Annotated in this window: 18 protein-coding genes and 1 tRNA gene; 6 read left to right on the top strand and 13 right to left on the bottom strand. The window is 45.2% G+C overall.

The window, feature by feature from the left end:
* Positions 1 to 56: 56 nt before the first annotated feature.
* A complete protein-coding gene (locus tag WA381_RS05970) occupies positions 57 to 1754 on the top strand; it encodes a class I SAM-dependent methyltransferase (protein WP_156085705.1) in 1698 nt (565 codons plus the stop codon).
* A gap of 14 nt (positions 1755 to 1768) precedes the next feature.
* On the opposite strand, the gene WA381_RS05965 is transcribed toward WA381_RS05970, so the two are convergent.
* On the bottom strand, positions 1769 to 2902 hold the full coding sequence (locus WA381_RS05965; RefSeq protein ID WP_156085704.1) for a DUF4124 domain-containing protein: 1134 nt from the start codon (positions 2900 to 2902) through the stop codon (positions 1769 to 1771).
* 798 nt (positions 2903 to 3700) lie between these two features.
* On the opposite strand from WA381_RS05965, the gene WA381_RS05960 reads away from it, so the two are divergent.
* Positions 3701 to 3949 (top strand): DUF2960 family protein, encoded by a 249-nt coding sequence (locus WA381_RS05960; protein WP_156085703.1) that lies wholly within the window; start codon positions 3701 to 3703, stop codon positions 3947 to 3949.
* 135 nt (positions 3950 to 4084) lie between these two features.
* On the opposite strand, the gene WA381_RS05955 is transcribed toward WA381_RS05960, so the two are convergent.
* The 4 genes from WA381_RS05955 to WA381_RS05940 all read right to left on the bottom strand — a co-directional run bounded on the left by WA381_RS05955 (position 4085) and on the right by WA381_RS05940 (position 8418).
* Positions 4085 to 4714, bottom strand: coding sequence for a hypothetical protein (locus WA381_RS05955; RefSeq protein WP_156085702.1), 630 nt, complete (start codon positions 4712 to 4714; stop codon positions 4085 to 4087).
* Positions 4715 to 4863: 149 nt separating this feature from the next.
* The gene (locus WA381_RS05950) at positions 4864 to 6633 is read right to left on the bottom strand and encodes a BCCT family transporter (RefSeq protein WP_156085701.1); all 1770 of its coding nucleotides are present in this window, start codon (positions 6631 to 6633) and stop codon (positions 4864 to 4866) included.
* 103 nt (positions 6634 to 6736) lie between these two features.
* Complete coding sequence (nhaC, locus tag WA381_RS05945; protein ID WP_156085700.1) at positions 6737 to 8149, bottom strand: Na+/H+ antiporter NhaC; 1413 nt, start codon at positions 8147 to 8149, stop codon at positions 6737 to 6739.
* A 192-nt stretch (positions 8150 to 8341) separates the two neighbouring features.
* A tRNA-Arg gene (locus WA381_RS05940) sits at positions 8342 to 8418 on the bottom strand.
* 264 nt (positions 8419 to 8682) lie between these two features.
* Here WA381_RS05940 and WA381_RS05935 point away from each other — a divergent pair.
* Both WA381_RS05935 and WA381_RS05930 read left to right on the top strand, forming a co-directional pair.
* A complete protein-coding gene (locus WA381_RS05935) occupies positions 8683 to 9090 on the top strand; it encodes a c-type cytochrome (RefSeq protein ID WP_014947775.1) in 408 nt (135 codons plus the stop codon).
* A 103-nt stretch (positions 9091 to 9193) separates the two neighbouring features.
* Positions 9194 to 11794 (top strand): sensor domain-containing phosphodiesterase, encoded by a 2601-nt coding sequence (locus WA381_RS05930; RefSeq protein ID WP_014947774.1) that lies wholly within the window; start codon positions 9194 to 9196, stop codon positions 11792 to 11794.
* A gap of 45 nt (positions 11795 to 11839) precedes the next feature.
* Here WA381_RS05930 and rep read toward each other — a convergent pair whose 3' ends face one another.
* Entirely contained in the window at positions 11840 to 13855 is a 2016-nt protein-coding gene (rep, locus tag WA381_RS05925; protein ID WP_039226949.1) for a DNA helicase Rep, read from the bottom strand.
* A gap of 112 nt (positions 13856 to 13967) precedes the next feature.
* Between rep and ubiK the strand changes: the two genes are divergently transcribed.
* Positions 13968 to 14219, top strand: coding sequence for a ubiquinone biosynthesis accessory factor UbiK (gene ubiK / locus WA381_RS05920; protein ID WP_014947772.1), 252 nt, complete (start codon positions 13968 to 13970; stop codon positions 14217 to 14219).
* A gap of 101 nt (positions 14220 to 14320) precedes the next feature.
* Here ubiK and ubiA read toward each other — a convergent pair whose 3' ends face one another.
* Complete coding sequence (gene ubiA, locus WA381_RS05915; protein WP_039226953.1) at positions 14321 to 15178, bottom strand: 4-hydroxybenzoate octaprenyltransferase; 858 nt, start codon at positions 15176 to 15178, stop codon at positions 14321 to 14323.
* Positions 15175 to 15744 (bottom strand): chorismate--pyruvate lyase family protein, encoded by a 570-nt coding sequence (locus WA381_RS05910; protein ID WP_041693341.1) that lies wholly within the window; start codon positions 15742 to 15744, stop codon positions 15175 to 15177. The genes ubiA and WA381_RS05910 overlap by 4 nt, the downstream gene beginning before the upstream one ends.
* Before the next feature lie 148 nt (positions 15745 to 15892).
* Between WA381_RS05910 and WA381_RS05905 the strand changes: the two genes are divergently transcribed.
* Complete coding sequence (locus WA381_RS05905) at positions 15893 to 16306, top strand: flagellar basal body-associated protein FliL (RefSeq protein ID WP_014977897.1); 414 nt, start codon at positions 15893 to 15895, stop codon at positions 16304 to 16306.
* Positions 16307 to 16361: 55 nt separating this feature from the next.
* On the opposite strand, the gene glpG is transcribed toward WA381_RS05905, so the two are convergent.
* The 5 genes from glpG to WA381_RS05880 all read right to left on the bottom strand — a co-directional run bounded on the left by glpG (position 16362) and on the right by WA381_RS05880 (position 22503).
* Entirely contained in the window at positions 16362 to 17225 is an 864-nt protein-coding gene (gene glpG, locus WA381_RS05900) for a rhomboid family intramembrane serine protease GlpG (protein ID WP_156085699.1), read from the bottom strand.
* Positions 17226 to 17365: 140 nt separating this feature from the next.
* Positions 17366 to 17677 carry a thiosulfate sulfurtransferase GlpE gene (gene glpE / locus WA381_RS05895; protein WP_014947767.1) on the bottom strand — a complete coding sequence of 104 codons (312 nt, stop codon included), beginning with the start codon at positions 17675 to 17677 and terminating at the stop codon, positions 17366 to 17368.
* The gene (gene tdh, locus WA381_RS05890) at positions 17677 to 18702 is read right to left on the bottom strand and encodes an L-threonine 3-dehydrogenase (protein WP_014947766.1); all 1026 of its coding nucleotides are present in this window, start codon (positions 18700 to 18702) and stop codon (positions 17677 to 17679) included. Before tdh ends, glpE begins: the two co-directional genes overlap by 1 nt.
* The gene (locus WA381_RS05885) at positions 18699 to 19895 is read right to left on the bottom strand and encodes a glycine C-acetyltransferase (protein ID WP_014977894.1); all 1197 of its coding nucleotides are present in this window, start codon (positions 19893 to 19895) and stop codon (positions 18699 to 18701) included. The genes tdh and WA381_RS05885 overlap by 4 nt, the downstream gene beginning before the upstream one ends.
* A gap of 163 nt (positions 19896 to 20058) precedes the next feature.
* On the bottom strand, positions 20059 to 22503 hold the full coding sequence (locus tag WA381_RS05880; RefSeq protein WP_156085698.1) for a bifunctional diguanylate cyclase/phosphodiesterase: 2445 nt from the start codon (positions 22501 to 22503) through the stop codon (positions 20059 to 20061).
* Between the last annotated feature and the right edge of the window lie 4 nt (positions 22504 to 22507).

Here is a 22507-nt window from a genome sequence, read left to right as displayed (position 1 = left end):
TATACAAATGAATTAGAAGTAGAGGTTCTTAATGGACTTGCGAATAAGTTAAAGGTTTGACGACTAATATAACGTACTACTCGGCCAATGCATCAGCATTAGTGAAACAATACGACAGTGTTCCTTTTGAGACTGTTCACAAAGACTGGCTAAAGGCTATACCTAAAGAAGGAATGGTACTTGATGTGGGTGCAGGCTCCGGTCGGGATGCTCGCTATCTAGCTGCGAAAGGCCTTAGTGTAGTTGCTGTGGAACCAGCTGTAGGTATTCGAGAAATTGCACAAGAATATACTGTTGCAAACCCTATTCACTGGCTATCCGATTCATTACCTGAACTGACCGAAGTTTTTCGCTTACAAACAAAGTTTGACCTGATCCTGCTAAGTGCAGTTTGGATGCATATCACGCCGTCGGAGCGAGAGCGCTCTTTTAGAAAGCTATCCTCTTTACTGAAACCCAGCGGTAAACTAGTTATATCTTTACGCCATGGCAGTTGCGCTGACGAACGCACTATGTACCCTGTTTCAGCAGATGAACTGGCTAAGTTTGCAAGTCAATTCGGGCTTTCCTATCGACTGCTTACTCCTGAAAAGTCAAACGATGAGCTAGGCCGCGCTGACGTTCAATGGCAAACGGTTTTGCTTACACTTCCCGATAACGGTACAGGCGCATTTCCTTTAATTAGAAACATCGTAATAAACGACAGTAAATCCTCAACATACAAGGTTGCACTTTTACGGACACTACTCAGAATAGCCGAAGGCCATCCGGGCGCGGTTATAGAACAAACTAACGAACACGTTATTCTGCCTGTTGGATTAGTAGCTCTTTATTGGTTGAAGCTTTATAAACCGTTAATTGATAAGTTCGAAATGCAACAAAACAGCAACTCTAGTAGAGGGTTGGGGTTTATTAAAACTGACGGTTGGCAGCAAATTATAGCATTTTCTAGTAATGATTTTTATATTGGTGCGCACTATTCAGATAGTGCAACGGTGCAAGCGATTTACCGAACTCTAAAAGACATCGCTTCTACTGTAAAAAACATGCCCGCTAAGCACACCACGTTGCCTGGCACTGATATAGGTGTTTTTCATGTAGAGCTTAATCAAACTCGAAAACCTAAAAACGATTTGTTACTAGACTTCGAGTTTTTGTCTTCGTTAGGAAAGTTCTATGTGCCCGTGCATATTTGGGATTCATTAACTCAGTTTAGCGTGTGGATAGAGCCGACTTTGATTAACGAGTGGTCGTCTTTAATGGCAGGTTATGGTTTAAACAAACAAAGGCCGTTTACTAAAGTCGATTATCTTAATGCCCTTCGGTGGGAAGACCCAGAACGCTCTACTTCTAAAATTCGAAAACGGGTTAATGAGTTACTTTCTAATGAAGGCGTTGCATGCTGCTGGTCTGGAAAGCGCCTAAAACTTTCTAGCTACGCTATCGATCATGCATTTCCTTTTGCGAGATGGCCCAATAACGACCTTTGGAATTTACTACCGACCCAATCGGGCATAAACGCTCGCAAATCCGATAAATTACCCACAGGACTGAAGCTTGCCAACTCTCGCGACCTAATTATTTCGTGGTGGAAACAAGGCTGGCAAAACAATAAAACTGAGTTTTTCAGTCAAGCAAACTTGGCCCTACCTAACCTTAAGCCAAATAACGCAAACTTTGATGACGTGTTTGAAGCGTTCGCTCTGCAACGTGACCGTATTAAGGCATTGCAGCAGTTGGAGGATTGGCGATAACATTGGAAAATAGTTTATTGAAACTTACTTCTAAGCCAGCGTCGAAAATCACCGTTCAGTGCTCCGATATCTCTACCATATAATCGCTGAATATCGCTCATGGAAATCTCTTCACAGCCATTTTCGCTTTCTAACAGCAAAAGTCGGCTCATAAAGTCTTGGTTGTCGCTCATTAGAAAAGCAACGAAAGCCCAACTAGAAGCATAGAATTGATGCGGATCTTTGCGCCAACTGCTCTCCGTCCCTTCAAAGAGTGTCGTCAATGCTAGCGGCTGATTACTTTTAAAATGATTAACCCATGCGCTGTTAGTCAAACTTCCCGGGGTTTCTGAATATTCCGCCATTCCTTCATTCAACCATTTCGCCACTTGGCCATACCAATATCGATTAATGGTATGCATTACCTCATGCGTTATAGTTTGGAGCGTTTCCTTATTATCCCGAATTAAAATGGCAGATTCATTTCTGCCAGAAGAATAAAAGCCTGTGTTTGTGGGTGTAGAAAGATTAAAACGCTTACTGTATTTTTCATACTCACCTTTATCACTAAAACTCCTTATGTTAGCTACAACAGGAACCATTGATTCTGTAGGTGTAACTGGCGCAAAAGCATCTAATGCTTCTTGTACTTTTCCTCGTACCGCGCGCTGAACGTCAAACGGTAAATTATGCGAGAGAAAGTTAAGCGAAATAGCCTCTGGGTTAATTATTTTGGCTACTTGTACTGAAGTATTACTGTTCAGCTTCCTAGGAGAGTCACTTATATGCTTAACGCCTTTCCCATCTGTCCATGTATAAATGATCTTTCTCTCGGGTGGTTTTATCTTGTCTAAACATTTATGAGTGTGTGGAGCTGCATGCTCACCTATTCGAGAAGTACTTTGTGTATATCTGACTTCAGAACTTGCCTCAGGCTCTAAACTATTTTGACCAATAGAAACTTCTGATTTTGAACGTAAAGTTTTAAATGCAGAGCTTTCTTGATTACTTTTTCCCTGAAGTTTAACTTCTATAAGCTCGAAAGCGAAATGAAGGAATTGGGGTAGATTAACGCTATCACGCGCGAAGTATAAAACTCCCATACTATTAACAACTATCACACTAGCGACTATAAAAAACTTTGCGCCAATTCCATACCTGTTCACCATGCTAGTCCTTCAACACCGTCATATACCTAGACGTGTAATCAGACTACAACATCATTTAAGAAACAAAGTTTTAGTTAGCAGAATAGGTTTGAATTTCGATACATAGTTATAAGATAAAAACCCTGACAACTATTCTCCAATCTGAAAATATCAAGCAATAGGATATCGATATAAACGTAGCTACGATAGCGCAGTAGCCCAATAAAATTGCTCCCCATATAGCTTTCAAGGATGATAATGAAAAAGGCGTATACTTTACTTCCATTACTACTAACAGCTACATATTCGTTGGCTGACTCTGACTTTACCCCCTCTAAATATCGATGCGCAGGCATAGAGCAACGTATCGACAACATTAACTCAAAAATGCGCGCTGGTTACAGTACGAGAGAAGGCGAGCAACTAAAAAACCAACTTCGAAACCTAAAAAAACAACGTTATGAATGCAAAAAGAAAGGGTTCTCAGTTAACTAGATAATAAAGGGACTTTTACACCGAACCTATGACCTTTGCCTCCGGAGTGAAAAGCCATTGCTCAGCTTTTCATTGGTTAACCTCAATCGCCCTATCAAGGCATTCGTCATTATCGAAATAAAGCTGGCTCAGCCGGCTTTTCTTTATTTTGTATGTCGCACTGGAAAAGGCTAGCGCTTCTTTAAAGCGACTAAATTCTTCATCGGACACCTCACGCTACGGTTTTGCCACCCGCTTTTTTTAACACGCTAATCATTGGCGCTAATTGAGTTTATAATACCGGTTAAACAGTTTTTGAATTACATCGACCAACTTGAGTAGAACATGGCCCATAAAGTACGTTATAAGTTTAAAGGTGTGGCAAAAGAGATAAACTTTTCTTACAGCCGCCATCAAAATATGCATGAAGCCGTGGCCGAAGCTGAGGGAATAGATCTTTCCCAGTTCCTGCAAACTGAACAGCAACTTTCCGCTATCAGTAAAGACAAAAAAACCGTAAGAAACTTCAGAGATACCGAATTTGTAAAAATGGGGTTTTCTGAATTGTATTTTTTAAAAAACGGGCAAGAATGATGGTTGCGCCCTTTCAACACATACTAGACCTTTGAACGACTTTGCTTTTGGGGATTAACGGCCAAACCTAAAAAATGGAGGGCTCGATAGTATTCGAACCTCTGACTCCAAAGTGCAAAGCTGCCAATCAGCGCTTTATGGGTTACCCTCAACCAACCCATGAAAAGCCTCAATCGCCCTATCAAAGCTTTCGTCATTATCGAAATAAAGCTGGCTTAGTCGGCTTTTCTTTATTTTGTAGGTAGCGCTGGCAAAGGCTAGTGCTTCTCTAAAACTGCTAAACTCTTCGTCGAGCACTTTAAAAACCTCGCATTGTGGTTTTGCGACCCGCGTTATGCTGCCGTTTACTTCATAGTCGAACCCACCAAATTGAAGACGGGAAAGGGCTTCTTTGCCTAATCGCATGCCGCCTTTTAGGCTTATTTGAAATGCCGCGTCCATTTCTTCAATTTCTTCCATACTCCAGTGGTTAAACACCCGAATGGCCTTTTTGTACTTTTCCGCCAACCGCTTTTTTAACACGGTTATTCTGGGTTCTAGCGTGGCGTTGTTTTCATTTTTTAAAAGATCAGTGCATTCGTTGCATGAAGGCACAGAAATAAAGTCGGCCTGTAGATGTCCGTCTTGCCAGTCGTGAATGAATTTTATGGGTGGAATAAAGTCTTGCCGTGCAGCTTCGCAGCCGCAGAAAATACAGCGATTGAAGTCAGCCGCATGTACTGCATTTAAGGGCTGATAGAATTTTTGATAATTCTTTACTGACATACTGCTACATACGTAAAGTTGAAAGGATGCAAACGATTATTACGGTACCACAATCGCTTTTGTAGGGTACGCTAATTGTGCTCAGCTAATACAAACGCCTACAAACGCCGCCTGTGTGCGGCGTTTGTTTCATTCAGTTACGATAAAAGCTACAACCGCGACGGTCTGCTGTGCGGGTCGCCCTCAACGTGGCCTTTTGGCGGTCTTTGTTTAGGCTTTGCGGCAATAGGCGTTTCGCCATCACTCTCTTCGCCCTCTTCATCAATATCCCATGTGCCTTCTTCGCTCCACGGGTCGTCGTCGGGGAATTCCCCTATATTGATTTCTTTTACCGAGTAATCGGGCTGGTAACGCATGTCGTAATTGGCCGCCCGCACTATGGCAATACATAACATTAAGGCCACAGCTAATAGCGGAACGCCCCCTATTATCGACGCCGTTTGAAGCGTTTCTAATCCACCTACAAACATAAGTACTATAGGCATAAACGATAACGCGAATGCCCAGAACAAACGATTCCAGCGCAATGGCTCTTCGTCTACTTCTTTTTGCACTACAGCTGCCAGAATGTAAGAAATGGAGTCGAAGGTAGTTGCGGTAAATATTAGCGCTAACAAGGTGAATACGAAAATGACTATGTAGTCCAATGGCAGCGTGTGTAGCATGGCGAAAATCGCGGCCGTGGGGCTTTCTTGATTAAGAATACTCACCACGTCTAGTTCACCCGAAAGCTGCAAATACAAGCCATAATTCCCCATTACCATGAAGAATAAAAAGCAGCCCATGGTGCCGAAGAACATGGAGCCCGCCACCATAGTACGAATGGTACGCCCCCTTGAAATACGCGCGATAAAAAGCCCTACGCTTGGTGCAAATACCAGCCACCATGCCCAGTAGAATATGGTCCAGTCTTGAGGGAAATGCGTGTTTTGAAAGCCATTAAATTCGGCAAAAGGCTCTAGCCAGGTAGCCATTTTAATAATGTTGCTAAGTACTCGGCCCAAAGCATCTAGGCCGGTATTGGCCATAAACAACGTAGGTCCCACAACAAATATAAATAGTAGCAATCCTATGGCCAGCCAAAAGTTAATGTCTGACAGCAGCTTAATGCCCTTCTTTAAACCTACATACGCGCTGTAGCCAAAGATAGCTGTACAGGTTACTAGCACCAGAACTTGGGTGGTAAGTGATTTAGGCACGCCGAATAGTTCGTGCACCCCTTCGTTGATCATAGGCGCAGCCAAACCTAACGTGGTCGCCCCGCCGCCTAACATTCCGAAGATAAAGCTGATATCGATAATTTTACCCAGCCAGCCGTGAGCCATTTTCTCGCCAATAACCGGCATAAGGGCTTCAGAGATTTTAAGTACGCTGTGATTGCGCACATAGTAGAAGTAAGCAATAGGTACGGCGGGAATGAGGTAAATTGCCCAGGCAAGCGGGCCCCAGTGGAAGATACCGTAGGCTGCAGCCCATTTTGCGGCTTCGGGGGTTTCACCTTCTATGTGAAACGGTGGCGCTTGGTAGTAGTACACCCATTCAATCATGGACCAATACAAAATAGACGCGCCTATGCCTGCACAAAACAGCATGGCAGCCCATGATACTGGCGAGAACTCGGGTTTCTCTTCCGGGTCGCCTAGTTTTATTTGCCCGATGTCGCTGAACATGATGTAAACCATGAACCCACCGGCGCCAACGCCAAGCAAGAGATATAAAACACCAAGTTTACTGGTTACGAAGTCTTTTGCAGCTGCCACCCACTGTGCGCCTTGGTCCGGCCAAATAATTAGAGGAATGGTGACAGAGAGAAGAAGAAAAAGAGAGCCAAAAAAAGTGGGCTTGTCGATTACGCTAAACGCGCCTTCCTGTTTAATAATGGCCTTGGAGGAGGCCGCATCTCGGGTATTACTACTCATACACGATCCTTTGTTTTGTTTTTATAGATGCCTTATACGTTTGGCTTTAAACGGGCGATCTTAAAAAACAGTTTATCAGAATTGTGTTCGCTAATGGGTTACTTCAAAGCGATGTGTGTTTATTCATTCGTGCTTTGGTTGTTAGCATGCCCATGCCCAATGCGGCCATAGATACCGCAATAACGCCGTTTAGATAGTTGAAAAACGCATAGGGCACGTAATCGAGCACGTCAACGCCCAGTGTGGCAGAGTAAAACGCACCAGCCGTTGTCCATGGAATAAGGCCGGTGGTCATAGTGGCACCTTCTTCTACCGACCGAGATAGCACAGCGGGGTCAAGGTTCTGCTGTTCATATTTCGGTTTAAACAGCTGGCAATTCAAAATGATAGAGATATAGGCCTCGCCCATGGCCACATTGCCTAGAAAACCAGACGCAATGGTCACGGCAATTAGGGTTGCCGTGCGTTTTACCCGTTCAATAATGCCTGTCAGTAACGCAGCTAGAAAGCCTGCACCATGCAGTATGCCGCCCAATGCGATTGCCATTAAGGCGAGGAGCAACGTCCAGCTCATACTGCTAATACCGCCTCGTCCTAGTAAGGCATCTAAATTTGCGATACCCGTATTTTGCGGGGTGTTTTCCCACAACGCGTTGAGCACGCTAATGGTATTAGTATCTTGATAGAAAATGGCGATGATGACGGCCAGCAAAACACTGCACGACATGGTTACTTCAGCCGGCACTTTCTTGATGCTCATTACCGTAAGCAACACCAGCGGTAACAGTGTTATATAGGGTGCAAGATTATAGTGACTGGCAAGTGCTGCTTTTATTTCAATTATTTCGTCTACATTTAAGCTTTGGTTTGCGTAGCTAAAGCCAATTACCAAGAAAATTACAAAAGTTAGAAGAAAGCTAGGCAGTGTAGTTAGCAGCATGGCATACATATGTCGATACAGGTTGGTACCCGCGCTCATGGATGCGAGGTTGGTGGTATCAGACACCGGGGACATTTTATCGCCAAACGTCGCACCACATACCACCATGCCTGCCACAATGGGGAGTGGTATGTTCATGGCAGCGCCAATACCCATCAGCACTACACCCATAGTGCCCACCGTACCCCACGATGTGCCTGTAGCTACCGACATTATCGCACATAAAATTAATCCCACCGCAAGGAAGATACTGGGGTTTAGCCAACTTAAACCGTAATAAATTAGCGTTGAGATAGTGCCGCTTTGCATAAAGCTGGCGATAACCATACCAATGAGAATAAAAATATAGATTGCTGGCATGGCTCGGGTTAACGCGCTGGTCATTAAATCGCGGATTTGCAGGTACTTGTACCCCAAGCTAAAAGCATTAATACCAGCCCATAGCAAACACAGAAATAGTAATGCATGCAGGCTAATGCCCAGGCCAAATAATCCGCCTGCTATTAGTGCGACAATAACACCAAAACAAAGTAGTGACTGAGTAAAACTTGGGCGTTGAATAGACTGCGGCGACATTATTGGCACGTTGATACGCTTAAAAATGAACTAGTGAAAAACAGTATAACGACTTTGCTATGCGTTGGAATGACTTTGATGTTGCATTGGATTGGACGTTAGAGTTGCAGCCACGTCTAAGGTAGGCGTGCTCGATTCTGATATAGAAAGGCTGAAGGAGATTATTCCTTCATAGGTCACTAGAAAAGGAAATGGCCCGCCCTAGAGGATTCGAACCTCTGACCTCGGCCTCCGGAGGGCCGCGCTCTATCCAGCTGAGCTAAGGGCGGATCGTGCTACGGTTGTAATAACCATGTACGTTCGCAAAGGAAAAATACGCAGTTAAATGTACGCTGCAAACGGGGCGTAATAATACTTACGCGATGGGTTGGCTTCAACTCATTTATTAAAATCTCTTTAGGTGGCTTGGAACAAGTGTTAAAAATCCTTACTTTTTATGGGTAATTGGCTTCAAATAGTTGTTCAACCCCAATTAACCGTTATAATCTGGCCAGTTATATTTTAAACAAATTCATCATTGCCTGGAGACAGATGTGAAATTAAAGACTTGGTTAACTGTTGCTGCCACTGCGCTAACTGTTTTTGCAGCACAAGCACAAGAAATGAGTAACGATGAAATTGCCGATCGCATTAAGCCGGTAGGTCAGGTACACGTTGCAGGCGCAGCAGCTGAAGGAAGTGCTGGCGCAGCTGGCGGTGCAAAGTCTGGTGAAGACGTTTACAACTCTGCATGTGTTGCATGTCACTCAGCAGGCGTTTTAGGAGCTCCTAAAGTTCACGTTGCAGCAGACTGGCAACCACGTCTAGATGAGCGCGGTCTTGATGGCGTATGGCAAAACGCATTGAACGGTATTAACGCTATGCCTCCTCGTGGTACATGCGGTAACTGTTCTGATGACGAAATTAAAGCTGCAATCGAGTACATGATTGAAGGTATCTAATACCCGCTAAATCGTAACAAGTTGATGGAAAAAGTAGCGTTTTACCCTCTAATCGGGTAATTTAACTCTTTGGGGAAACGTTACTTTTTTACTGGCGAGCGGAATGTCACAAGATTCGACGCAACATGAGTTGACGGAAGAAGAACTGCGCGAACTTATACCGCAGCTTCAGCAACTCACTGACAAGTACAAGCGCGCTGAACGTGTTCAGAAGGCGCTTTTCGACATTTCTGAACTTGCCAGTTCTGTAAGTCACCTTAATCGCCTTTATTCCGCTATTCATGAAATCATTGCCGATTTTATGAATGCCGATAATTTCTTTGTCGCCTTTTACGAACCCGACAGTAACGTTGTCGATTTCGCTTACTTCATTGACGAATTCGACGAACAAACCGTTCGCCAGCTCCCCGCTGAATCGTTAATGGACGGCATGACCGGTTACATTCTCAAAACCGGCGATCATCTATTTTACAAACGTGACGATGAAGAAAACTTTGCCTCTCAGCATGATATAAAGCTAGTTGGCTCGCAACCGTTTGAGCTGCTGGGCGTGCCCCTTAAACGGGGAAGCCAAGTCATAGGTGCCATGGTAGTGCAAACTTATGATGAGGGAGTGCACTATACGCAAGAAGATTTAGAAGTACTGCTGTTCGTTTCTCAACACATTGTTACCACGGTTGATAGAGTAAAAAACCGTGAGCTCACTGAACGCACCATCCGCGAACGCACCCGCCAACTGCGAAAAATTAACGACGACCTTCAAGAAGAAATATTAGAGCGCCAAAAAGTAGAGTCGCTACAGCAAGCTTTATTCGAGATATCTGAGCTGGCCGCTAACCTTGAAGGCGATATGGATGTGTTTTACTCCAGTCTGCACGAAATTTTAGCCAGGCTAATTAGCGCACCTAACTGTTACATTGCCATTCTTGATAAGGAAAAAGAGCTACTCGCATTCCCGTATTTTAGTGACGCACAAGAAAAGAACATAAGTTCAAGGCCTTTAGGGCTTGGTCTAACTGAATTCGTATTGCGAACGGGGCAAGCTGAGCTGGTTAACCCACCTAGAGTATTGGAGCTTGCAGAGTCTGGCGATTTAGATGTGTCGGTTGCGCAAACTATGCTAAATAGTGCGAACTCGTGGTTAGGTTCGCCGCTTGTTGTAGATGGAGAAATTGCAGGTGTTATTGCCGTACAAACTTACGGTAAACACGCTAAATATAATTCTCGCGACCAAGAGCTTTTGCGCTTTGTATCACACCATATTGCGGTAGCCATTGAGCGTAAGCGCAATACCGAGTCGATGCAGCGCTATAACGTTGAGCTTGAGGAGCGCGTTAAAGAACGCACAGCCGAGCTAAACCGTGCTAATAAGTTCTTAAAGCAACAAATTGAAGAGCGTAAAGAGATTGAGCTTAAGCTTATTCACGACGCGCATCACGACTCGTTAACTGATTTGCCTAACCGCGCCATGTTCACTAGTCGCCTAGAGCTGGCTATAGCCAGTAAGCAGCGTTACAGCGAAAACATGTTTGCGGTGCTGTTTATCGACCTAGACCGTTTTAAAGTTATTAACGATACCCTAGGTCATCATGCCGGCGATGAGTTCTTAATTGAAGTAGCTAGACGTATTGCGCTGTGTATTCGTGGTCACGACCTGTTAGCGCGCTTAGGCGGCGATGAGTTTGTTGTACTGCTTGATAACTTTGAAGATGAAGCAGACGTAGAGGAAGTGGCTAGCCGTATAATTTCATCTATTTCTGAGCCGTTCTTGCTTGATGGTCGAGAGATGTATTCAGGTGCAAGTATTGGTATTGCGCACTTAGAAACCTACTATCGCGCCGCTGATGAAGTGCTTCGTGATGCCGATGCAGCCATGTATCAGGCGAAAACGCTAGGCCGCGGACGCTTTGTTATGTTCGACAAGAGCATGCGCGACAGGCTTATTGAAGAACTTGAGCTTGAAAATGAATTCAGGCGTGCACTGCGTGAAGAAGAATTCGATTACTTCTTACAACCCGTTATAAAGCTTAATGACGACAGCACGCTGTATAAAGAGATGTATATTCGCTGGTCGCACCCTGCCTACGGCAAGATTGCCAGAGAGCAGTTTAGACAAGTGGCAGAACATAGTGGCCTTACGCTAGATTTAGACCTGTTCCAGCTAACCAAAGCCTGCGAGCTATTAAACCACTATAAAAACACCGACGACCCGATAAATAAAATAGCGGTTAACGTTTCAATTAATCATCTGCTACAGGCTTCTATGGTGAACCAGATGATTAATGTGATTGAAACATCAGGTATTACGCCTAGCCAGCTGGTATTTGAGTTTGATGAAAACGACTTAAATCGCCGCTCTCAGTTCATTCTTCCTGCTATTAAGAAGTTAAAACGTGCGGGCGTAACTTTGGTGCTGGATAACTTTGGAAGCGGATTGGCTTCATTGAGTTATTTGTTTGCCTACCCCTTCGACTTCATCAAAATTGATCATCGCTTTGTTAAGTCACTGCCTCGCTCTCAACGAAACTTAAAGCTTATTCAGTCTGTCATGCTTATTTCAGAACATTTGAAGTTTCAGGTTATTGCTGAAGGCGTAGACTCACAGGCGCAGCTAGATGCACTTAACGAAATTGAATGCATTTATGGCCAAGGCAAAGTATTGAAGCACGCCAAAGTGCTGGATATGACGTCGCTAGCAAGCTGATAGTTAGTACTTACTTGCTAGCGTAAGCTCGCCTTAATTAGCAGGCTACTTTTTCCCTAGTATATCTCGTAGGTTAGCAATTCCCACCTGTGCCTTTTGCTGGCGCTCTTCTTTTGTCGCCTTCGGTTTCTGATTTTCCCACTGTACATCGTCTGGCGGCAGTTCGAATAAAAAGCGGCTTGGCTCTGGGTTAATCACTTCACCAAATTGTCGACGCTCTTTAGCAAGGCTGAATATAAGCTCGCGCTGGGCGCGAGTAATTCCCACATAAGCAAGTCGGCGTTCTTCTTCTACGTTGTCTTCGTCAATGCTGCTTTGGTGCGGCAATAAGCCTTCTTCCATGCCCACTAAAAATACAATAGGAAATTCCAAACCTTTTGAAGCGTGTAGCGTCATTAATTGAACTTGATCCCCTTCCCCGTCGTCTTCGCCGCGCTCCATCATGTCGCGCAATATCAGACGGTTCACCACTTCGGTTAAGGTCATGGGTTGGTCTAGGTCATTACCTTCCAGCATATCGTTAACCCAACCGAATAAGGTACTTACGTTGGCCATGGCCATTTCGGCGGCTTTGGGGCTGGCGCTGGTTTCATATAGCCATTCTTCGTAGCCCATAGTGCGGATCATGGTGCGCACTGCGTCAGCGGTGTTGCCACGCTCTGCATTGTCCGACAACTCCACTACCCAGCGGGCAAAGGTAGAAACCGAATGAAAAGCTTTGTCTGGCAACACGCTGTTTAAGTTAGGGTGCGTCGCCGCTTCGAACATAGACACACCCAAGCTATTTGCAAAGTTACCCAGTTTTTCTAGCGTAGCGCGGCCTATACCGCGCCCTGGCGTGTTAATAATGCGCAGCAAAGCGTTATCGTCATCTTGGTTCACCAACAGCCTTAAATAAGCCATGATGTCCTTCACCTCGGCACGGCCAAAGAACGACATACCGCCGCTAATTTTGTACGGAATGCGGTTACTCATTAACAGCTTTTCGAAAATACGACTTTGATGATTCCCGCGATACAAAATGGCGTAGTCTTTAAACTGGGTGCGGTTCATGAACTTATGCGCCAGCAGTTCTGCCACCACGCGCTCACCTTCATGCTCTTCGTTCTTCGCCTCTATTACTTTTAGCGGCTCGCCGTACTGCAGCTCTGAGAACAGGGTTTTATCGAACAAATGCGGATTGTTCTGAATAAGAATATTCGCGCAATGCAGAATACGACCTGACGAGCGGTAATTTTGCTGTAGCTTAATGACGTTTAAGCGCGGAAAGTCTTGCTGTAATAGGTGCAAATTCTGTGGCTTAGCGCCACGCCATGAATAGATAGACTGGTCATCGTCGCCCACCACGGTAAAGCGCGCACGCTCACCTACTAATAGCTTTACCAACTCGTACTGACTGGTATTGGTATCTTGGTACTCATCCACCAGCAAGTAGCGAATTTTGCTCTGCCATTTGGCTCTTATTGCTTCGCTACTTTTTAAAAGCAATGTAGGTAATAAAATTAGGTCGTCGAAGTCTAGCGCGTTATATGCCTTAAGGTTGTCTTGGTAACGCTTGTAGGCTTCTGCAAACTCTCGTTCGCCCGTGCTGGTAGCTGATTTTAATAAAGCATCGGGCAAGATAAGGTCGTTTTTCCAGTTCGAGATACAGCTTTGTAAAAGCTGAAGCTGATCTTTATCGCCATCGAGGGTGTCGGACGTCAAATCGTTAAGCAACGCGAACGAGTCTTTATCGTCGAATAACGAGAAACCTGGCTTTAAGCCAAGATCTTTCACATGCGCTTTAATAATGGTTAAGCCCATGGTGTGGAAGGTCGATACTTTTAGCCCGCGCGCCTCTGGCTTGCCCAAGGTCTGCGCTACACGTTCTTTCATTTCACGTGCTGCTTTGTTGGTAAAGGTTACCGCTGCAATGTAGCGAGCTGGCATATCGCAGTTTCTAACTAAATGAGCAATCTTATTGGTAATTACGCGCGTTTTACCACTACCCGCCCCAGCCAGCACCAAACATGGGCCAGACACAAAGGTTACGGCAGACTCTTGAGCTTCATTTAGTTTCATTTAATACCTAGAACAACGTACATTTTTGGCGCGACACAGTTTTCATTGCATGTCGTGTCGATACCGATAGAATAGCTTTCATAATTTGAGCTGCGCATTATAAGGGAATTCCATGTTGGATCCGAAGAAACTCGAAGATTTAGCGAAACAAATTGCTGATGCCGTTCCACCTGGCGTTAAAAACATGGCTGAAGAAGCCGAAGGTCGAGTAAAGGCGGTATTGCAGTCGCAGCTGTCTAAGCTTGATTTAGTGACTCGCGAAGAGTTCGATATTCAAAGCCAAGTGCTTATTCGCACTCGTGAAAAGCTAGACGCTATGGAAAGCCGCATTGCTGAACTTGAAGTGAAGCTAGCGGAAAAGTAGGCGTTCAAAGCTTTTAGAAACTCAAAAAGCGCCTTTATGGCGCTTTTTTTGTGGCTGAATACCATAAACAATGGTTTGTATTGGGCTAGTTACTTTTACTGTTACACCAAATAAAAATGCAGTGCCGTTCCTAGCGTGATGGCTAAACCAATATAGTGATTTTCAATAAACGCGGTGAAGCAGCCTTCACGCTGACGGCGTTTAATAAGCTGATACTGGCGCACGCATAGCAGAGCCGAAAACAGCACGGCTAAGTAGTAAGGCCAAGTTGCGTTAATAGCACAGCCTATACACCACAAAATGGCAAGGGCAGCGGCCTGTAGCAGCATGACTATGAGCACGTCGTTTTTGCCGAACAATATGGCCGTAGACTTGATGCCTATTTGTAGGTCGTCATCGCGGTCTACCATGGCGTACATGGTGTCGTAAGCTACCGTCCATAATAAGTTAGCAATAAACAACCACCAGCCGTAAGCTGGAACTGTTTCTATCACAGCCATAAATGCCATAGGAATGGCCCAACCGAACGCGGCACCCAATACCACCTGCGGTAAATTGGTGTAACGCTTCATGAAGGGGTAGCTTGCTGCCAAGAGTAAGGCTACCACCGACAACGCAATGGTTTGCCAGTTAAGGAATAACACTAAGACAAATGCTAAAGCGATAAGCGCTGCAAAAAGTTGTAGCGCTTGTTTAGCCGATACTTCTCCGGTTGCAAGAGGACGCTGGGCAGTTCGCTTTACGCTACCGTCTACTTTTCTGTCTGCATAATCGTTAATCACACACCCGGCTGAACGCATGACAACTACGCCAGCCACAAAAATGAGCGTAATGCCTAAAGGCGGTAAACCTTGTGCAGCCATAAGAAGCGCCCACAGCGTAGGCCACAGCAGCAAGTAAATACCGACTGGTTTATCAAGGCGCATAAGTCGCGCATAGGCGTTCCAATTGTGCTTCATAATTGCTTTTCGCTTTCCTTTTCGTTTTTAGCAGAGCGGCTATAGGCCGGTGAGGACGGAAGAAATACCTCTGCTACTATCATGCTGTAGTTGCCTAACGTAAACAACGAGCGCCGGCCCCACAAGGTTTGATTGCTGTTAATACCAAACTGCGAAGCTGGCACTGTACACAGTTGAAACGCTGAGCGTGTAAAGCGCTTATCGTTAAACAAACGTTTTCCTAAAGGCTCTCGACCAAGATCTGAAAGTTCGCTGTCAACAAAGGCTTGAGGGATGATAGAACGTGCAAACACCCACGGCTTATGATCGCCACATAGGAGAATTTCTCGCGCTTGATAATGGGTTTCACCGTTGTCGAGTAACAACGACAGTTCATTGTCGTGAGGAATCTGCTCGTGCTGGCCAATAAGCTCTAGAGAAAAGTGGTTGCTTAAAGACTGCACTCGCTCGGTTAACGACCCAGTGTCTAACAGCCAGTTTTTTAGCTGTGCATTAGGAATTGTGATGCCAGAAGGTGCTTGCCAGTCAACCGCCAAACCCACTGGAAAAGTGGCATTAAAACTCACACGAAAAGCCCGAATAATGAATCTGTTAGTATGATAACACGTCATGTTCAATTATTTTCACTCGGTTAAACTTTTGCAGTAGTGTGTTTAATCAGAGTTTTGCTACACTACCAAGTGAATTTACTACTTTGGTGTTTCGGACTTCACTATGCTTAAGTCTTTAGTTTTACGCGTATTTGCGGTTAGTTTTTTCGTTCTTGGTTGTAACGCAGCAGTGGCGCAAGACAAGGCCAACTATGCTTATTTGGGCTTAGAGCCAGAGATTGTTACCAACTACATTAGCGATAGCGCACAAAAGCTTGGCTATGTACGCGTGTCAGTTGAATTGATGATCCACGATGTTAATCAGCTTGAAATTGCTGAACACCATATGCCGTTGCTGCGCTCTACTGCCATTGAAATATTCGGCCAGCAACCGGCAGAGAAAGTTAAATCACTAACTGGTCGTGAAGATATTCGCCGCGCTATTCTTAAAGCGTTGCAAGAGCACATGAAGCAAGAGACGGGCGGCGAAGTGGTGAAGAACGTTATCTTCACCAAATACTTATACCAGGGCGGTTAAAAGTAGATAACGGGCTAAAAGGCTAACGTACGCCTTTTAGCTACATAAAACGCCACTAGCGTTTACCCGACCCAAGACTTAAGGCTCCGGCGAGCAAACATCCAGAAATAAGCCCCGCTGTATGCGCAGCATTCGCCATGTTTACCCACAAAATATCGGCATAACCTAGTACCAACCACACCAACATAAAGCCTACAATTGAATTTGGCAGCGACAAGCCCCAACTTGGTCGCAACCAGCCTAGCCACCACACAAAGCCCATTACGGCATACACTACACCAGACAAGCCGCCAAACAAGAACAGATTGCCTTGCACAGGGTCACTAAATAGGGCTTGTGCGGCGTTCGAAATAGTGGCCGACACTAAGAACACTATAAGCAGCATGCTCATGCCAAGGATGCGTTCAATTTTAGCTCCCAACATGCCCCACCACAGTAGGTTAAATATAATGTGTAGCGCCGAAAAATGAATGAACGCAGGGCCTAGTAATCGCCACCATTCGTGATTTTGCGACAAAATGGAAAATGGCTGCATCAATAAATGCTGTGCGATAGGGGCAAACAGCCCAAACAACGACAGTAAATAAACCGCAACACACAGAATAAATACCACCGAGGTAAAAGGCGCTTTCACAGCATCGGCAATGATATTACCCATGGAAAAGCCATTACCCGAAGGCGCCAGCCGTACGTTCTTGCCATTATCCCATGCTGCTTGCTGGTACTTCGGATCGGTAGGGTTTGCCAAAAAGCCATCTGCAATAACTTTTGCGCGGTCGAGATGGTCGTGATTATCTAATACCACCACGAACTCTTTATCGTGCTGTACTACAGCGGCCTGAATGTGCTGACTGGTTAAAAAATTGGCGAGAAGATGTGCAGGACTTTGCTGATTGAACGCAATTAAAGGATGAGCCATAAGCTAGTTGTTACCCCGAAACAGAAGAATATGAATGCGATATGACATATACCAAGGGCGCAGTATATAACCTCTTTATACTGAAATACTGCAGTAGCTGCAAAAAATAAAGGTGCACATTGTGCACCTTTATCAAATCGCTATGCCGTGACTACCGGATTTGCCAGTCGCCATGCTTCGAAGCCACCGTCCATACTATAAACGGTTTCAAAGCCTTGCTGTGCAATCACTTGGGCCGCCTGCTGGCTGCTTACGCCGTGGTAGCACACTACAACCACTGGGATATCTTTGGGCGTTTGGTCGATAAACGCTGCAAAGTTGTCGTTGTTCAGCTGCGCTGCGTTAGGCATGTGTCCATTAGCAAACGATTGAGGATCGCGAATATCCACAATGGTTACGTCACCTTGAAAGTTTGCAACGTCGTTTACGCTAATGTGTGAGAATGTTGTCATTATTGCCAGTCCAGAATAACTTTACCTGAGTGTCCAGACCCCATGGTATCAAACCCTTTCTGAAAGTCATCAATAGAAAAGGTGTGTGTGATGATAGGCGATAGATCTAAGCCGCTCTGCAGCAAGCTCGCCATTTTGTACCATGTTTCGAACATTTCACGGCCGTAGATACCTTTTATCACCAAGCCTTTGAAAATAACCTGGTTCCAATCGATGGCAACATCTTGTGGAGGTATTCCCAGCATGGCAATTTTGCCGCCATGGTTCATTTTGTTCAGCATGTCTCTGAAAGCCACCGGCACACCAGACATTTCCAGACCCACATCGAAGCCCTCTGTCATACCAAGTTCGTTCATTACGTCTTTCAAGTCTTCCTTGCTTACGTCAACGGCGCGGGTTGCACCCATTTTTTTAGCAAGCTCAAGACGGTAAGGATTGATGTCGGTAACCACGACATGACGAGCACCTACGTGCTTTGCAACTGCAGCAGCCATAATACCTATTGGGCCAGCACCTGTTATCAGCACGTCTTCACCCACCAAGTCGAAACTTAGTGCAGTGTGAACAGCGTTGCCAAACGGGTCAAAGATAGACGCAAGGTCGTCACTAATATTGTCTGGAATTTTAAACGCGTTAAATGCAGGAATTACCAAGTATTCAGCAAAAGCGCCCGGGCGGTTTACGCCTACGCCTTCAGTGTTGCGACACAAATGTACGCGACCTGCACGACAGTTACGGCAATGGCCACAAGTAATATGGCCTTCGCCCGAAACACGGTCGCCAACCTTAAACCCTTTCACTTCTTGACCCATACCAACGACTTCACCCACATACTCGTGGCCTACAACCATAGGTACCGGAATGGTTTTCTGTGACCATTCGTCCCAGTTGTAAATGTGCATGTCGGTGCCGCAAATGGCGGTTTTGCGAATTTTAATCAGTAGGTCATTGTGTCCTACTTCAGGCTCTGGCGTGTCTTGTAGCCAAATGCCTTTTTCTGCTTTCGCTTTAACTAGCGACTTCATGAAATTACTCCCAATTCACGGCCGACTTCAATAAATGCATCTACCGCTTTATCAACATGTTCAAGGCTATGACCTGCTGACATTTGCGTACGGATACGGGCCTGACCTTTCGGCACAACAGGGTAAGAGAAACCGATAACATAGATGCCTTTCTCAAGCATCTTGTCTGCCATTTCGCTAGCTAAACGGGCATCGCCTAGCATAACAGGAATAATAGCGTGATCTTTACCAGCTAATGTGAAGCCCGCTTCTTCCATACGCGTACGGAAGTGATTGGCGTTGCGCCATAGATTAGCGCGAAGCTCGTCGCCTTCTTTCATCATTTCAAACACTTTGAGCGATGCTGAAACGATAGGTGGCGCAACCGAGTTTGAGAAAAGATAAGGACGCGAGCGTTGACGCAACCACTCTACGACTTCTTTTTTACCCGAGGTGTAACCGCCAGACGCGCCGCCTAGTGCTTTACCTAGAGTACCGGTGATGATGTCTACACGACCCATAACGCCACAATACTCATGGCTGCCTTTGCCGTTTTCGCCAAGGAAGCCCGTTGCGTGACAATCGTCTACCATTACCATGGCGTCATACTTGTCGGCCAGGTCGCAAATAGAGGCTAAGTCGGCAATCACGCCGTCCATTGAAAACACACCGTCGGTGGCAATAATTTTGAAACGTGCGCCATCGGCGTCAGCTTGCTTCAACTGCTCTTCTAATGCTGCCATATCGTTATTGGCGTAGCGATAACGCTTAGCTTTACATAGGCGCACACCGTCAATGATACTGGCGTGGTTTAACGCATCAGAAATAATGGCATCTTCAGGGCCTAATAGCGTTTCAAATAAACCGCCATTCGCGTCGAAGCACGATGGGTACAAAATGGTGTCTTCTGTACCGAGGAAGTCGCTGATAGAGGCTTCCAGCTGCTTGTGAATGTCTTGTGTACCGCAAATGAATCGTACAGATGCTACACCAAAACCATGGCTATCCAGGCCTTTCTTTGCTGCTTCAATCAAGCTTTCATTGTTTGCAAGACCAAGGTAGTTGTTGGCACAAAAGTTAATAACGTGCTCGCCGTTAGCAACACCAATATCCGCTTGTTGTTGCGACGTGATAACACGCTCTTTTTTGTACAAACCATCTTCTTTCGTGGCTTCAATTTGCGATTGCAAATGAGAAATAAATGCCGCAGACATGCCATTCTCCGAGTGTAGGTATATTAAAACCGTTAGTTTAATGAAAGCGCGGTAAAGGGTACACACCCTTGCGCTGTATTTAATGGGTTTGTCGACTAAGTTTGTAAATTATTCAGCACACTACATTGATGAAGCGTGCACCTTTTGAAACGGTAAAGTAGCCCTAGGCGGATTCTTTCCAAAAACCAAACTCTACTTTGTCGCTTAACACGTCCCAAATGTTAACCTCGGGAATAGGTTTGCTGATAAGGTAGCCTTGACCCAGGTTGCAGTCGAAATGACACAGCAACTCGTACTGTTCACTGGTTTCAATTCCTTCTGCCACCACTTGCATTCCCATGTTGCGCACCATAGAAATCGTAGAGTGAACAATATTTCTATCGTCAGCACTGCTAGCGATATTCGCCACAAAAGAGCGGTCAATCTTGATGTAGTCGGCGGGTAACGATTTAAGATAACTCAACGACGAATAGCCCGTGCCGAAATCGTCGATAGCCAGCATGCACCCCATGTCGCGAATATTTTGCATGATGGTGGTTGCACGCTTGATGTCTGATACCAATACCGTTTCGGTTAACTCTAAGCAAACTTGGTCGGGCGCTATGTCATTTTTGATAATTTGCTGCTGCAAGAATTCAGGCAAACTCGGGTCTAAGAACTGACCCGCTGACAAATTAATCGCCATCTTCACGTCGGGGTAGCCGCTATTTTTAAGCTCTCTAATTAAATAAGTTGAGCGCGTAATTACCCAGTAATCAAGCTCAAGCATGAATGACGTGTTTTCTAGAAGCGGTATGAAATCTGCCGGGGAAATATTACCCTTTTTAGGGTGATGCCAACGCAATAGCGCTTCAAAGCCCACCAGCCTTCCGGTGTGCATCTCAACTTGGGGCTGAAGCGCTAAGCTAAACTGATTGTCTCTGAGGGCTTCACGCGCCTCTGACTCCAGCTCAACCTTCTGCATTACTTTAAGATTCATGGTGGCGTCATACACGCGATACTCCGCCCCTTTTTTGGCTTTGGCTTCGTACATCGCAATATCCGCATGCCTTAGCAGTTCTACTGGCGTGGCGCGAGAGTGGTTGGTGATAGCAATACCAATACTGATGGAAACGTAAAAGGTTACGCCATCTACAATGATTGGCTCTTTAAACTCTTCTATCAGCTTTTTGGCTACCGTATCTACGTGCTTTTTGCTTTCGATATTTGAAAGTAAAATAACAAACTCATCACCGCCAAATCGAGATGCAATATCCGACTCTCTAATCGGCTTAGAAATACGCATAGCAGCAGCTTTTAAGAGTTTATCGCCGACGTCATGACCGTGACTGTCGTTAACCTTTTTAAAGTCATCAAGGTCCATGAACATCAGTGCCACTAACCTATCGTCGCGAATTGAACTAGCTAGCTGCTTTTCTATTTGAAAAGTCAGCATATTACGGTTGGGAAGTCCGGTTAACACATCGAACATCGCCATTTTTTCAAGCTTCGCTGTGTTAATAGCCATTTGTCCGTCAAAGCTTTCTAGCTGGCGCGCCAGATTATTTGCCGCGTCTTCAACAACGTCCAATTCATCTGTGAATTTGAAAATAGGCGACTTCCTTCGTTTAGCTGCAATGGTGTAAAACTCGCTAAACTTGTGTTCGGCCAGCATAGGCAAACGTTCGCTTACATCTAACAAGCGTATTCTGTATTGATTTAGGAAAAGGTAAAGCAGCGAAGAGAAGATAAAAAATAGCGCAACAGCGCTAGAAATAACTATGTACTGGTATTGTTCGTTTTGACGCACCATGGCCGACACGTCTTGCACAATAAGCAAGTAAGGATGATCACCTGATGCGTGATTAAAAGGCAATAAACTAACCAGCAACTGCTGATTTTCCAGCGCAACGTTCATGCCTCTAATAACTAAATCGTCAATTCGCCAATTATCGGGTAACGCATCAAATAGAGATTGTAAATACTGTCGATTAGCCGCAGACACTTGGCTTGCCACCCTTAATTCTGACAGCTCAGATGAGGTTTCTTTGTGCTGGACAACAGCAACTTTGTGCACATCGGTAGCGCGACTAAACAGGTATAGCAGTTCTCTCATCGACGTGGACACAACGATGACGGGCAGAGTTTCACCGTTTGCCATGATTGGAATTGAAATGTAGTGTGTGCATACCGAGTCACAGGACAATAGTGAGCGGCTTTCAAACGACGCGCGAGTGGTATTCACTAGCTTTTCAATGGTTTTATTTACTGGCTGTAGCGGGTTGCCAACAACGCCGTGTTCGTCAAACAAATACAGCGATTCAACTTGAAAGTTAAGGGTCAGGTATTCACTAAGACCGCTAAGCGTTTGTTGTAGCGATTCAAGGCTATCTGCGTTGCCTCCACTCTTATGGCTGATGATATCAATAAGCGTGATCATTCTGCCGTGCAGAATGTCTTCAAAAAGCTGAACCCGTCGTTGATTACTAACTTGGTTTTCCCTTTGCTGGAGCAGAATTCGAGCGTCAGACTCCTGAATAAGAACCGTTGATATAACCACAGCCACAGTTAATACCATAGCCAACAAAATTGTGATGGTTTTAGTGGTGAAAGATACCTGAACCTTCATCTAA

Origin of the sequence: Alteromonas sp. CH_MED4-4, assembly GCF_037029575.1 — a bacterium.
GTDB lineage: Bacteria > Pseudomonadota > Gammaproteobacteria > Enterobacterales > Alteromonadaceae > Alteromonas > Alteromonas macleodii.
This window is presented reverse-complemented; position numbering and strand designations above follow the sequence as displayed.